13 protein-coding genes are annotated in these 14,727 nt (G+C 37.0%); 2 read left to right on the top strand and 11 right to left on the bottom strand.

Annotated elements, in window-relative coordinates; genetic code table 11:
- Positions 1-34: 34 nt before the first annotated feature.
- The 4 genes from RCG21_RS12200 to RCG21_RS12185 all read right to left on the bottom strand — a co-directional run bounded on the left by RCG21_RS12200 (position 35) and on the right by RCG21_RS12185 (position 4,109).
- Positions 35-1,489, bottom strand: a complete 1,455-nt coding sequence (locus RCG21_RS12200) for an NADP-dependent glyceraldehyde-3-phosphate dehydrogenase (RefSeq protein WP_133332332.1) — start codon at positions 1,487-1,489, stop codon at positions 35-37.
- Positions 1,490-1,802: 313 nt separating this feature from the next.
- Complete coding sequence (locus RCG21_RS12195) at positions 1,803-2,510, bottom strand: hypothetical protein (protein WP_235824674.1); 708 nt, start codon at positions 2,508-2,510, stop codon at positions 1,803-1,805.
- A 17-nt stretch (positions 2,511-2,527) separates the two neighbouring features.
- The gene (locus tag RCG21_RS12190) at positions 2,528-3,682 is read right to left on the bottom strand and encodes a ParM/StbA family protein (protein WP_133332333.1); all 1,155 of its coding nucleotides are present in this window, start codon (positions 3,680-3,682) and stop codon (positions 2,528-2,530) included.
- A 244-nt stretch (positions 3,683-3,926) separates the two neighbouring features.
- Positions 3,927-4,109, bottom strand: coding sequence for a Fur-regulated basic protein FbpA (locus tag RCG21_RS12185; protein ID WP_133332334.1), 183 nt, complete (start codon positions 4,107-4,109; stop codon positions 3,927-3,929).
- A gap of 369 nt (positions 4,110-4,478) precedes the next feature.
- On the opposite strand from RCG21_RS12185, the gene RCG21_RS12180 reads away from it, so the two are divergent.
- A complete protein-coding gene (locus RCG21_RS12180) occupies positions 4,479-5,894 on the top strand; it encodes a PQQ-dependent sugar dehydrogenase (RefSeq protein ID WP_133332335.1) in 1,416 nt (471 codons plus the stop codon).
- Between the two features lie 497 nt (positions 5,895-6,391).
- Here RCG21_RS12180 and RCG21_RS12175 read toward each other — a convergent pair whose 3' ends face one another.
- The 7 genes from RCG21_RS12175 to RCG21_RS12145 all read right to left on the bottom strand — a co-directional run bounded on the left by RCG21_RS12175 (position 6,392) and on the right by RCG21_RS12145 (position 13,164).
- A complete protein-coding gene (locus RCG21_RS12175; protein WP_165976136.1) occupies positions 6,392-6,550 on the bottom strand; it encodes a hypothetical protein in 159 nt (52 codons plus the stop codon).
- A 516-nt stretch (positions 6,551-7,066) separates the two neighbouring features.
- Positions 7,067-7,246 (bottom strand): PrpF domain-containing protein, encoded by a 180-nt coding sequence (locus RCG21_RS12170; protein ID WP_268884011.1) that lies wholly within the window; start codon positions 7,244-7,246, stop codon positions 7,067-7,069.
- 484 nt (positions 7,247-7,730) lie between these two features.
- A complete protein-coding gene (gene tcuB, locus RCG21_RS12165) occupies positions 7,731-8,861 on the bottom strand; it encodes a tricarballylate utilization 4Fe-4S protein TcuB (RefSeq protein WP_133332336.1) in 1,131 nt (376 codons plus the stop codon).
- Positions 8,836-10,227 carry an FAD-dependent tricarballylate dehydrogenase TcuA gene (tcuA, locus tag RCG21_RS12160; protein ID WP_133332337.1) on the bottom strand — a complete coding sequence of 464 codons (1,392 nt, stop codon included), beginning with the start codon at positions 10,225-10,227 and terminating at the stop codon, positions 8,836-8,838. The genes tcuB and tcuA overlap by 26 nt, the downstream gene beginning before the upstream one ends.
- Before the next feature lie 323 nt (positions 10,228-10,550).
- Complete coding sequence (locus RCG21_RS12155) at positions 10,551-11,135, bottom strand: PrpF domain-containing protein (RefSeq protein ID WP_308913199.1); 585 nt, start codon at positions 11,133-11,135, stop codon at positions 10,551-10,553.
- Positions 11,128-11,628 (bottom strand): PrpF domain-containing protein, encoded by a 501-nt coding sequence (locus RCG21_RS12150; protein ID WP_268884009.1) that lies wholly within the window; start codon positions 11,626-11,628, stop codon positions 11,128-11,130. Before RCG21_RS12150 ends, RCG21_RS12155 begins: the two co-directional genes overlap by 8 nt.
- Before the next feature lie 93 nt (positions 11,629-11,721).
- Positions 11,722-13,164 (bottom strand): MFS transporter, encoded by a 1,443-nt coding sequence (locus RCG21_RS12145; RefSeq protein WP_133332338.1) that lies wholly within the window; start codon positions 13,162-13,164, stop codon positions 11,722-11,724.
- A gap of 437 nt (positions 13,165-13,601) precedes the next feature.
- On the opposite strand from RCG21_RS12145, the gene RCG21_RS12140 reads away from it, so the two are divergent.
- Positions 13,602-14,468: a LysR family transcriptional regulator gene (locus RCG21_RS12140; protein WP_133332339.1), complete on the top strand. Its 867-nt coding sequence runs from the start codon at positions 13,602-13,604 to the stop codon at positions 14,466-14,468.
- The last annotated feature ends 259 nt before the right edge of the window (positions 14,469-14,727 follow it).

Genomic DNA, 14,727 nt, shown 5'->3' with positions numbered 1-14,727 from the left:
CTTTAATAAATATGTAAGGTATATGAAAAATTGGCTACTCTGTAAGGTTTAAAACGGTTACTTTCTCCCGTGTCATCGATTCGATACTCTTACGAATTCCTTGAACTCCTATTCCCGATCCTTTTATACCGATAAACGGAAAATGATCTGGGCCGCGCTCGGTACGACCATTAATTTGGACGGATCCGGCTTCCATTTTATTCGCAATCGCAAACGCTTTGTTCACATCTTTTGTAAAAATACTTGCCTGGAGGCCATATTCAGATTCATTTGCAAGTTTAATTGCCTCTTCATCAGATGAAACGCGAATGATTGGTAGTACAGGTCCAAACGGTTCCTCCCATGCCACACGCATTTCGCCTTTAACATAATCAAGTAGAGTTGGATGAATCAAATTACGTTCCCTTTTGTTTCCAATTACAACCTCAGCCCCATGACCAAGTGCATCAGCAATCAAAATTTGAATAAAATCGGCGGATTTCATATCAATTAAAGGAACAATGGTACAGCCATCTTCCGGAGAACCCACAGTCAATCTTTCCACTTCTTCTTTTAATAATCCCACAAGCTCATCGGCTACGTTTTCATTTACAAGCACACGTTTAATTGCTGTACAGCGTTGACCGGAATAAGAGAACGCGCCGCTGATGATTTGTTTAGCTGCTTCTTTCAAATCGGCATCTTCACAGACGATGCCGGGATCTTTTCCACCAAGCTCAAGGACAAGAGGAACCATGGCTGATTTTTTGGCTAATCTAACGCCTGTCTGGGTCCCGCCCGTAAATGAAATCATATTAATTCCCTTATGTTCGACTAAATAATCACCTATCACAGAACCTTTGCCTGTAACAAGGTTGACAAGACCTTTTGGTAACCCTGTTTCGTCAAGGGCTTCAATCATTTTTGTACCGCTGATAGCACCTTGTGTCGCTGGTTTAAAAATAACAGCGTTTCCTGCCATTAAGGCCGGTGCTATTTTTGCTGCAGCTAGGTTTACCGGGTAGTTAAAGGGAGAAATCGCTAATACTACCCCTAATGGCACGCGATCAACAATGGCAATTTTATTTTTAGAGCCACCTGGAAAACTTTCGCCCCTCATGCTTTCGCCATGCATATGCAGGGCTTCTTCAATGGTGTAACGGATAAATTCCGCTGTGCGGGTAACTTCACTTTTGGCATCTTTAAAGCTTTTGCCTACTTCTTTCATAATCATTTCAGCGATTTCTTCTTGCCTGCTTACTAATTCATCTGCCCATTTATATAAGTAGCTTGCACGTTGTTGAAGAGAGAACTCTGCCCATAATTTTTGCGCTTCATAGGCCGAATAAATCGCTTCATCCACCTCTTCTTTTGTGATTGCTTGCACTTTTCCAATTACTTCCGAAAGGTAAGGTGACATGATGTTAATGGTTTCGCCTGAAAGGCTTTCTTTCCATTCTCCGTTACTATAAAACTTGTAAGATGATAAGTTTAATACGTTTGTCCCCAAAAAAAATTCCTCCTTGAAAATAAATTGTAAATGAACTTAGAACTAGATGAATATTTCAAAGGGACAAATTAAGTCCCATCAGGACATAAAATGTCCCGGATGAATTAAAAAAATTTAATCCTGTTCCTGATACTTTTATTATTCTAGCAAGACTTCATTTTTTTCACAAGAATTTTTTCTATATTTCTAAATATTTTCTATTTTCATTTACCTAACTACATGAGTTAATTTCATAATTGTTATTTGAATTTGTGAAAGAAATCTTTTTAAAATAACGAAAAAGTAGCAGAACATCTCTCTGCTACTTCATTTTTTAAAAATCCATATCTATTACTTCTTCAATAGTCCCTGTAACCTGATCACTTTCGACCAATTGGCCTTCTTTCAAATCGTTCTCTACTTTAGCCTGTTCCAAAGTGGGCCTTGTGGTATTTGGGTTAGCAGGATCGACAGAACGAAAACTAAGTTCATTTTTAAGTAAGTGAATCTCACTTAATAACTCGCTGCGAAGAGATTTTAACAGCGTTTGGAATTGATCCTTATCTAATTTTTGCTCACCTAGTTTCGTTACAAAATCCCGTAATTCGTTTGTTTGAACGGACCCCACCCCGATATGATCAACATCGAGACGGGAGGCAAATTCTTGTTTAAGTGAGTTGATCCTCCCTAAAAACTCTTCACGAAGAGTATCTATTGTCTCTGCTTTTTCAATTTTCTTCATATCCTGCTCAACAAGCTTTGTTATATAATCCTCCAATTCATTTGCCTGTGATTTTTGCTCAAGAAATGAATATACCTTTGGAGAAATTTTCGATGTTTTTAAAGTCAACTCTGCAGGTTCGTTTTTACTTCCTGATTCTATATTCATTAATCTGAACACATCCGTTTGGAGATTAGCAGCCGTTAAAAAAAAGTTTGATAGAGCGTAAAATGGTGCAAACATCTGTGCACCCAGTGACGAATCCATATTGTACAATCCGAATCCAGTCTTATCACCATGAAGATGCTCTTTGTTGCTCATACGTTCTTCTCCCCTTCTTAGGCGAAAACTACGTTGGTTTCATGCCTGCTTAAAATTTCTAAACCATATAAATTTAGTTTTCTTGAATCAGGTAGGAATAGATGATTTTGTTCTCTTATTTCGACCCCATACCTTTTATCAATTGATTCTTCGATGAATTGTTTAAGGATTCCAGCTATTCCACCTATATAAACATATTTATAGACCTTATCTTTAGGGGATGGAAAGGTGTTTTCAATTTTCGTTAATAATATTTGCGTGTACTCCCTCAATGACTCATGGATTTGTTCTGTAAGATCCACTTTTTTCCCGCTATTTCCATCGCGTTGCTCCATTTTTGTTTTCTCTATTGTTTTTATAATGAATTCTTCTAGCGAGCGAACATCCTCAAAGTACTCTAGTAACTTTTCATTTCTCAGTTTTTCGATGTGTTTTAAGTATGAAATATCAGCGAAACAGTTCAAAGAATCCCTGCTTTTAGGAGATTGAAGACCTGCTTGGAGCAAGGCAAGATCAACGGTCCCTCCTCCTAGATCCACAATTAGAGTTTCATAGTTTTTAAATGAATTTGCTTCCTCACGATCCTGTAAATCAAAATCTTTTTTAATGGCCCAACGAGCAACTTCGCTTTCAATCCGGCATTTGCTTGTTTCAACGTGAATGGTTACAACTCTTTCTAACCCTGGAGTTAGAATCGCTACCTGATGCTCCCCTTTAAATCGGCTTGCCATTTTATTTTGCATATCACTGAACTTGTTCGTTTTCTTAAGTAACCAAATTGGAAGCATGGTTGAAAAATAATTAATGTTTACTCTAGTATCTTCTTTGTCTTTTCCTTTTAATACATTGTAATAGGCAACTGACGCAAGGAAAATTACGTAAGGAATCTCAGATTCTGTTTTATCATGAAGCTTGTTGATGTGAATATTTCCTAACACCTGTTTTTCCGCTGAATCGCCTACCAGATAATATTTCTCTACACCATCTATCGTGGTTGAAATGAGCATATTTTGAAGAAGGGATTGGGGATCATTAAAAGTAGTCGGGTAGTGACCGTCTGCCTTTTCCTTCGTTATTTCTACTACATTAGTAGGAATCTCAAAGTAATAACCATCCACAAGGGTTTGAAAGATCGAATTACCAAAATCGACATTCTGACGTTTTATATCCATTATTTCTCCTCTTTTCATGCTTTTTCCTGATAATAAGTATATATTCTTCTTTCCTTTTTGTCTAAATATGTTAACAATTTTTTAGATTATGATAATTTAGTATTCCACGTTATTCTGTCATTTAAACTTAGTAAACTCAGTTTCTAATTTTCTAGCCTTGCATGTATAAAAAAAAGACTGCAGGTGCGGAAACACCATACAGTCTAATGCAATTACCTGTGCCATTTTGCAAGCTAATCTATTTTTAAACCCATTGAATTGAGCCAAACTCACCATGCGGATGGTTTTGTAATTTAAATTTCCTATATTCATATTCTAATTTCGATAGTGGCAGCTTATAAAGCTGTTGATCTTCTTTGTTATATACATTTAAAAAAATTAGTTTATTGATAAGTTTATTTCGCTTTTTATCATCGTTTTTTCTCATCATAAACACTCCTTCAGTTTTACATAAAACTCTTCTTGAGTACAACAACTTTAAATTCGGTCTGATTAATTCTTTTATTAGATTAATTGTATTATAAACTCATAATCCCTATCTGTAAAGTATGAATTAAAAAATAATGAAGGAACCCACATAATAACAGTGCCTGGCACCACCCGAAAAATCTTGTTCCACATAAAAGTTCTACATACCAATGAGGGAATTTATCTTTAAATGAAAAAACACACTGGTAAAAACTCCCGTGCGGTTAAGCAGGTATTATGCCTTTTCAGTCCCAGCCTAAATTGGTACTAATAGAACAGTTCTGCTCATATTTTTATAAAAAAAACAATTGAAGGAGTGGGAAGTTAGGTGATAAAAGTTAAGGTTCGTTTACGGCCCGTTGTTAGTAAGATTAATTTACCCACTGTTTTGAGATCAACTATACTTCCCAGTGACTCGATTGAGAAATTATTTATTGCAACCCAAGTAGGTGAGATCTTTTACATAGACAATGGAGTTATACGGACTTTTTTAGATATTCGCCCGCGAATCATAAAACTAGGAGGTTCTGGTGGTGGTTATGATGAACGGGGATTGCTGGGGCTGGCGTTTCATCCCCAATTTTATAATAACCGTTTATTTTATCTTCATTATTCAGTAGCAGGAACACAAGGTCCAGGTGCTCTTTCTGAACATTTTAGTCCTGACCCGTGTGATCCCAAAACATTAAACCAAAAATGGATAAATCGAGAAACTCAATATGATCATATTGATACAGTGGAAGAATGGATTTTACAATCGAATGGCCAGCCTCAAAAACGACGAACATTGCTTAACTTAAGAAGACCCTTTATGAATCATAATGGTGTCAATAGCTTAAATTTTTCACCTGAAACAGGAAAACTTGTTTTAACAACCGGAGATGGCGGTTCAGGCTATGATCCGTTTAATGTAAGCCAAGATAATTTGGAAATAGCCGGAAAAATTATTGAAATTGACGTAGTTAAGAATACTTTTATCGAGAATCCGCCTGTAGTCACACGTTTTAATGAACTTCCCGTTCCTATTCAGGAAACACTTACGGTTATTGCCAAAGGGGTTCGCAATATAACAGGCATTTCATTTCAAAGGTTTTATTACCAATATATCAAAAATGTGGGAAATGTCGGACAGGATTTGGTAGAATCCATTTTTTCATTCGTTCATTATAAACCAATACCAGTTACTCAGCTTGTTCAAGCTTCTTTAAGAAACACCGAATCTGACCAAGAAGGATTTATTAACTTTGGCTGGCGAGGGTGGGAAGGTGCTTTTCCTACTTCAATTATAAGGGGCTGCTCAGCAAATCCGGCTTTGGATGAGAAAACTATTGCTTATTTTGATGAAGCAGTTAACACTTCAGCGAGGCGTCTTCCGCCTTTAACTAATTATTATCATAAAGATCAAAGGCCCGATAAGTTTGGAGGAACTTCGCTTACAGGAGTGCAAACCTATATGGGGAATGGAATCCCCACGTTAACGGGAAGCGTTGTATTTACCGATCTTGCGAGACATGATGAATCTCGACCTCCGGTTAGAGGAGTTTTAGCCTATACCAGGGTAAGAACAGATGGTAAACTAAATGATTTCAGTGTTATTGAAACCGATTATAATTTTGGGCCTCAATCCGCTTATTACGTTAGTTTGGGAACGAATCTGGATCAAACCAGACTATATTTAGGGGTATATGGCTCTATGAAAGTGACTGATTTTAACCAGGGGACAGTTTTTGAAATTGTTCAGTAATTTATCAATTTGACTTATGAACTCGTGCCTAGTCACTATCGAAATGTTTGTTCAACATATTAAAAGGAAAAAACCGCTCGAGTAAAAATTCATCATGCGAGTTAACATTTACTATTAGTTTCAAAATTGCCAGGGCTGCGTGGGAATCAAACCCACCAGACCCGGCACGCAAATCTCATGCGGTTTTGAAGACCGAGGGTGCTATATAAGAATTATTATAAACAGAATTATCCCCACCAAATCCACTTCAAACAGGTATGTTAAAGAGATTATCACTAGTATTTTCTATTTTATTCACTTATACCCTTGTCAAATCCAGTAGTTTTAGTATACGTGATAAAGTGTAAAATCTAAACCTTACTTTTAAAATGCTAGAAACCTTTATATTATTAATAACACCATTTTTATAACGATTTGATATAAAATTAAGGGTAAACTTCTCTTTAGCCTTTAAACTACAGCCTTAATCATACCCTGACAAAATCAGGTTAAAAAAATTAGATCATTACTAATGTGGAATGATCATTATAGTAAACAACCTCTGAAAGAATTTTGCACCCTTTGCAATTCTTTAAAGCTTCTCTTGCTTCCTTCTCCGAGTTAAACTCATACATACTTATATTATTTTCATTTGAATAAACAGTTAAAATCCACATTTACATCCCTCCAATTTTTATAAAACTTAATTCTTGTACATTTGTTAGTTATTTTAAATTTTATTATTATTTCTTTCCGAAACTTAAACTAGAACAGGTTTTGAAACATCCGTTAACATTAAGATCACATTCTTTACACTTCCTGGGTGTTGTTCTGGATGAATCCGGTACTGCTTTATGGGATCTCAATGTTGGAAGCTCCTTTCTTAAGATAAATCTCTAATAGAACCATATAATAGTTTTTCTATTTAAAAAATATCAATTATTTTATGAGTTAATAGAAAATTTTTATGATTGGATTCTTAAAAAATGGTTTACCCCTACATGGCATAACCTCACTAATTACTAACCATTGAGTGATGAAGCACTTGATGTAATGACCAAAAAAGAAAAGAAGCTTCACTTCTATTTAGGCCTGTAAATAAGGAAAGAACATTAAATATTAGAAAACTATCAAGCATTTTGGCGTACTCTTTGCCTAAAACCTAAAAGATAGAGGCAAGTCATATGATATGCCTAACTTTCCATTAACCTAACATTATAGTCAACCACTTGCCTGTCGAGGCTGACTTTGCTGAAAGGATAAACAATATGTGTATAAGGATGTGATGAAGGGCCAACAATGGCTAATTTGCTGGTTGTGGATGTTCCACCGTCCAAACCATCAATTTGACTGTGTTGTCGCGATTTCCAAATATCCTTAAGAAACTCCAGCTCTTAATGAATACCAGAAATATTGATTGCTTATTTAACCACCATAAAAACTTTTTATAATAGAATGAAAAAATCGCAAAGGGTCAATCTTGTTTTACGTTGCTAATAATATCAGCATAATGTTCAAAAAAACATTTGTTGATTTGTTGGTTGAATATTGAAATTTTGTTTTTATAGATAAGGAGGTTAAATGTTTCAATGAATGAAAAGGATTGGGTCATTCTCCAAACCATCTTTGAAGAGAGAAATATTTAATTTTTTATTATTTGGCAATCCGTTAAAAATTAGATCATAATAAAAGGGCTTTCGGTTATTTTAATTCACCTAAAGCCCTTTTATTTATAAATTCTACTTTACATATAGGATTACCTATTCCTGGCATTGCTTTGTTTTTTTGAAATATTTTGCTTGTATTATACTGTAATCAATGTTTGCCTACAACTGCTGTACCTGTCTTAACAGGCTGTTATCCAGCTTTCACTTCTTCTTGAACAGGATGATGTGCAATGCGCTCTTCTTGTGCATAACGGATAAGTGCTAAATAACGATATACAAAGTGTGCAAATTTAGTATACGGAGCTGTGAAAAATAGAGCTGCAACACTTCCTAAATGCATTGCCAACAAAATTCCCATTGCGGCCGTTTCACGAGCCAGCAACAAGATCATCCCTGTCACTGCCACAACTAGTAATGAAACGATAAATGAAGTTCCTGACTTTGCCGCTTTTTCCTCGCCGACTTCAGGATCGCTTTTTGCTTTAAGCACCAACAGTCCAATCGTTCCAATAATAATTCCAAGGCCACCTAGGGTTCCCAGAATGACTACTGGATGGTACACAGGATATGGCGCAGGAATGTGTAATATATGAGCATAAAAAGCCCCTAATGTTGTTGAAGCAAGGTCAAGCATAAAACCATAAGATACAAAATGGTGAAACTTGCGGCGGATTGTAGAAGGCTCCTCTGTTGGATAATTGCAGCCTGCACCTTCTCCTCCTAAATAACGAAGGCTTAGCGCATACTTTGTACCAGTCACAATATCTTTTCCAAGGATTTTTTCAGACTTAGCCGACTTAATGTCCTTCCAGAATCTGCTCATTCCGTTCAACCAGCCGCCAACCATCCAAACTCCTAAGGCCAAGAAAACAATAATCATGTCAGCTTCTGAAATAGACTTATAAAATGCTCCTGTTCCTACATGCGCTTCTAAAAGCCCAGAAGTCCCGTTGGTTCCCAAAATTAAAGTGAACATTAATATGATTCCAAAGAAAAATGTAATCCAAAAGCCGCTGCGTTTTTCTCCGAGTACCTTGGCAAATATTCTCGGGCTTGCATACTTTCGATAGGTTTCTTCACGCAATTGCGCAAATAGTTTTGGCGGATTAATGCCAAATTCATGTGGTGTTGTAAATGGACATGCATGGTAGCAGTCTCGGCAATCATGGCACAAATTGGCCAAATAAGTCATATCATTATCTGTAAAATCCCGGCGCCACTCAATCGATTGCCATACGGCACAGTATCCCTCACAGTAGCGACAAGAGTTACATAATCTCATTTGTCGTTTTCCATCATCTAGTAGCTCTTTTGATTCCATTTGCTGCTTCCTCCCCTGCAATTCTTCCTAATACTGCGCCCATCGTGAGTCCAAAACCAGCCAAATACCCACGGCGCAGTACATTACCTGCTGCCATTTCTCCTGCCGCAAACATATTGTCACAAAGGCTTCCATTCTTCCACTTGATCCTCGCCTGCTCGTTTACTGCAACTGAAAGGTATGTAAATGTAATTCCAGTCTTCAGTGGATAAGCATAAAACGGAGGCTTATCGATCTGAACCGCCCAATGGCTTTTCACCGGAGTTAATCCTTCTGTTTTACAGTCGTCTAATTCACCTGGATTAAAAGTTCCCGGACGAATGGACTTGTTAAAGTCTTTAACCGTCTTAGCAACTGCTATAGGGTTTAGGCCCAGTTTTTGCGCCAATTCCTCGATTGTTCCTGCAGATACTGGTTCGAATACCGAAGGCATGAATTTTCCAAGTGTCTTACTGTCAATGATCGAGTAAGCAACTTGATCTGGCTGCCGGGCAATCAGTCCTCCCCAAATGGCATAGCGTTTTGGCCAGAAGTCTTCTCCTTCGTCGTAGAAGCGCTCACCATTCTTATTTACTACAATCCCAAATGGAACACTGTCAAGCCGGGTAACAATTCCTCCGTCAAACTTTGGCGCCCTGCCATCAACCGCGACGGCGTGAAACGCATCGGGTTCTCCTATCTTGGCTGCACCTTTATTTAGCAGCATCTCTAGAACATTCCCCTGATTATATGGGGTACCACGGATAATGAAATTCTCAGCAGCGTCTCCCCAGTAACGTTTGTGCCATTCTATATTGGCTTCAAAACCGCCAGAAGCAAATATGATCGCTTTTGCTTTGATCGTCTCGATCCCATTTTTCCTGCGAACTTTAGCAGCTTTGAACTTAGTGCCACTCATTTCTATATCTTCAAGCATTGAATCGTACCAGACTTCTACCCCTTTTGCTTTAGCCGTTTGATAGTAGGAATTGATGACAGCCCTACCGCCGCCAAGCTGGAAGATATTCGTTCTTCCTAAATGAAGGGTCCCAGATAGTGCCGGCTGCCATTGAATCCCCTGTTTGCTAAGCCAGTCCGGAAGTTCCTCGGATTTACGCACCACTAATCTTGCAATAGGTTCATTTATTTCCCCCCCAGCAACACGCCGTAAATCCTCCAGGAATTCTTCCTCATGATACATCCCAGTCATATACTTATTCTCACGTGTATTCATCACCCTATAATCCCGGGTGAGCCTGCTATTTCCGCCGCGATAAAATTTAGGAGCCCTTTCAATTATCAACACCTTTACCCCATGATCGCGAGCTGAAAGTGCAGCAGCAAGAGCAGCATTCCCGCCACCGACTACTAAAACATCTGTCTCCATTTTTAAATCTCCTTTCATGATTTATCATCTTTAATATAACTTTAATATAATATTAGGAATAAAAAAAATATTAAAAATTTATACAAGTACATAGAATTAATTTATGATAGATTATTAGTGATATAAAAAAGGTTAAGACTAGTATCTAAAAAAAAAGCTAAAACTAGTTTAGCTTCTCTCCGTAAGATCATTTAAATCCAAAATAATCCTATCAAAATAGTGTTAAACCATTGCTGCATGCTTCCCACCTGTAAAAATAGAAGCAGGTACATATGCATAACCTTCCATTAGCCTTCTTGCTGTGCGGCCATTTCCAGACCGATCTACTGCCATTGATCTCCAATTTTCTCCACCTCTGCAGCTTCATATAAGGTTCCTGAAGGATGTCCAACCCGGATTCCATTAAGCCCCCCGGAAACAATTTGATTCGGAATGGTTCCCGTAATTTTTAATGCCGCCGCAAGACCCATTGCTCCGCTTACTGCATGGGCACGATGAAGGGATCCCATCGTAATATAACGTGAAAGAACATCAATATCTTCATTTTTGACATGTTGTTGATCAACCGTTTGATAGTCCTTTGGATTTGAGACCATTACTCTTTTTGGCAATGCGTGAGTGTAAGGGGAAACCTGTTCACCTTCTTTGATAAGGCCAATCTTGATTCCGGCTTTGACACGAATTTTTTCTAGTATATCAAGTAAATTAGTATTTGCGTTTACTTCGTTGGGAAGCTTTGTTCCAGTTTGGCCAACATCTTCTGCGCGCACAAATATGAGCGTATTGACACAATCAACAATGCTAACTTCATATTCCCTTCCATCCTCCAGCTTGATGATATCTGAAGGGTTACTGGATGGGAGTGTTTTTCCTGTAAATGTTCCACCTGCATCTAAAAAGTTAAGCATGATTTGAGCTGCTTTTCCGGAACACCAGTGATCGAAAATTCACCCTCATATTGATTTGTCCATTTTTCACCGGTATTTCCACAAATATCATCTTATCTGTATTTGTGTTATATATGTTCACAGCAGTGATTGGTTCAGTTAATGGGACATATCCTTCTTCCACAGCATACAATCCAACTGCAGTAACAAAATTTCCGCAAGTAACATTATAGTCAACCACTTGCCGATCCAGGCTAACTTGACCAAAAGTGTAATCAATGTGTGCATCAGGATGTGTGGAAGGACCAACGATTGCTAATTTGCTGGTTGTTGAGGTTCCCCCTCCTAAACCATCAATTTGGCTGTTGTCAGGACTGCCATAAATCCATAAGATGACTCCATCCCTTAAAGCAGGATCTGCAGGAAGGTCTGATCTTCTTAAGATAAGCCCTTTGCTGGTTCCTCCTCTCATAATAACATTTGGAATTTTATGTAATTGCCCATAATCAAACATATTGTATTGCCCCCAGTATCCCCAATATTCTGATAACTATATATTTAGCGTCGGTGATTGAAAACGACACCCCGCAGGGTGCCGTTTTTTAGATTAAAGATTAGATGATGCTTGATATTTATTGTTCGATTGAGTCCCGTTGATTTCTTCAAGACTTCTCTTAGAAGTACGTGGACCAAAGAATATTGCTACAGCTGTTAAAGCCCAAACAACTGAGATAAGACCAAACACATTTAAGTATCCAAATCCTGTGTATACAAAACTAATAATAAATGGCCCGATAACATTGGAAGCACGGCCAATTCCATATGTCAATCCTTGACCAAAAGAACGCACTTCTGTTCCGTAAAGTTCTGATGTATAAGTATATAGATTTGATGAGAAGGTTCTTTCGATATAGTTAATAAGGAAACCAAAGATAACGATCAAAACAGGATTCAATGTGGCCCCGAATAAGAAGACAGCAATGGCAATGAAGAAGCAGGAAGCAATAATATTTGTTTTTCTCTCAAAGCGGTCCGAAATCATTGCACCTGTTAATGAACCTAATGGAGCACCTAAGGTAATTAATGTGCTATAAAGTAGGGTATGCGAGATATCAATTCCTTGTTTTACCAATAAAGTTGGAACCCATGATCCAAATCCATAGAAAGCGATTGTTTGAAGAATCCAAACTACAATTAGAATGGTTGTACGTTTAAGGTAAATTCCCTTGAAGACATCAGACATTTTACCTGTAGTTACTGGAGCAATTGCAATCTCAGGATCTGGCTTAGCTAAAGGACCTTTTTCACTTGCAACGATTTTTTCAATTTGTTCAATGGTTGCTTTCGCTTTATTTACTTGTCCCTTCATTTCATACCAACGTGGTATTTCAAACAATTTTACGATTCCGAATAAAGCGAAGATTCCCAACGCTCCCCATACAAATACAAGTCTCCATCCAAAATCCGCCATAGGAATTACCCAACTAGCAACATAACCCGTAATTGGGATACCCGTAATACCAATTGCTACTGCCAATCCTTGATACTTCCCACGAACAGCTTTTGGGAAGAATTCAATGATGTAAGTATTTGCATTCACCAATAAAGCTGAAGTAGCCATCCCTGTTACAAATCTGGCAATTGAAAGTGACCATACATCCCAAGAAAGGGCATTCAACGCCGAAAATACAGATAATAGTACTAGTGATATAATAATAGATTTCTTTCTTCCTGCTTTATCGCCAAGCCAGCCGCCTAAGGAAGCCCCCAAAAACATTCCGAAGAAGGCACTGGAGTTAATGGTGGCTATAAGATGCATTGGCAAATTCCACTGTTTCACTAATGCAGGTGCAGCGTATGAAAACGTATTCAAATCTGCAAATTCAAAAAAATAAGCAACTGCTAAAGCAAAAATAACTTTCTTATGAATCGAAGAAATAGGTAAACGATCCATACGATTTGCAATGTTAAGCCCCGTAGTTCTACTTATGACAATTCCCTCCCATTTTTCATCTTCTATCCAAGTCTCTTCTTTGTTACTTTTTCTCAACTTAATAAGCTTATTAAAGGTGGTATTTAAAAATTATCATAATTTATTGAATAAAAAAAATACTGATTGTTTATAAACTACCATAAAATTTTTTTATCTTAGAAAAGTGATATTCTCATACGTTTAAATTACAGCCTAATAATAGCAAAATAACAAAAAGTGATATATGCGAGTGATAAATATCACAAACAAATAGCTAATACATATTATCACACCAATAAAAACCGGAAATAGTTTCATTAAAAAATAGACGCACCTTAATGGAAGGTAGGTCTATTATAGGTATTCTTCTCTATTTTTTTGCACGAGAACTAAATAAATTGTTATTTTTATATTTCAATTTTTATAATAATAGTATAATAGGAATCATAAAAATAATTTGTTTATTTGCTATTATTAGATAAGTATTGCTTATGGATAGGGGGATTCCTGAAACGATGAATGAGAAGGATTGGACCATTCTTCAGACGATCTATGAAGAGCGTAATATTACTAAAGCAGCTGAAAAACTTTACATTTCCCAACCGGCTTTGACCTATCGGTTACAGCAATTGGAAAAAGAATTTGGAACGATGATTGTTGCTCGAGGAAAAAGAGGAGTAGAATTCACCTCCGAAGGTGAATATATTGCCCAATATGCCGTAAATATGATCTTACAGCTTCGAAATACAAAAGAATACGTCCAAAACATGGGCCATGAAATTAAAGGAGTACTAAGAATGGGAGTTTCAAGTACTATCGCAAGGTTTGAACTCCCTTTCATTTTAAAAGAATTTGCGTCACTGTATCCAAATGTTGAAATTCATTTAAAAACTGGCTGGAGCACTGAGATTAACCATATGCTTCATAAAGAAGAAGTTCATCTCGGTTTTGTAAGAGGTAATTATGTCTGGCCCGAAGGAAAATATTTGTTTCGTGAGGAACCTATTGTCATCGTCTCCAAAGATCCGATCAAAAATATTAAGGACTTACCTAAACTTCCTAGGGTTAATTACGAAACTGACCAATCCTTAAAGACAACAATCGATAATTGGTGGCAGGAAACCTTTGAGACCCCTCCTACCATTAACATGGAAGTAGACCGCATTGATACATGTAAACAAATGGTTCTAATGGGTCTGGGCTACGCAATTCTGCCTTCTATGTGCTTATTAAAAGATGAAGATGTTCATAAAATAAAAATCACTAAAAAGAATAACAAACTAATAACAAGAAAATCCTGGCTGCTTTACCGTGAAAGGTCGCTTTCCCTATCGCCAGTTAAAGCATTTGTCGACTTTTTAAAGGAATATCCAAATGCATAAAAAATAAGAAGGGCAAATCTGAAGTTTGCTCTTCTTATTTTCACAAAAGAGAATCTGAATTCATTCAGATTCTCTTTTGTATTCTTTGTGGTTATTTTGCAAAGTATAAAAATTTAGGGGTAAGATGAACTTGGTAGAAGAAAGATCAAAAAGCACAAGGACTAAAGTGCTTATGCATATAATTATGAACCTACAATAGCTTTTTAAATCTTTAAAAGAAGAAACCTATTATATTTAAATGAACAGTTAAACAAAAAAA

It is taken from the genome of Bacillus salipaludis, assembly GCF_030938565.1.
Classification (GTDB): domain Bacteria; phylum Bacillota; class Bacilli; order Bacillales; family Cytobacillaceae; genus Neobacillus; species Neobacillus salipaludis_A.
The sequence above is the reverse complement of the archived record's forward strand: the minus strand, read 5'-3'. Positions and strand labels throughout refer to the sequence as shown.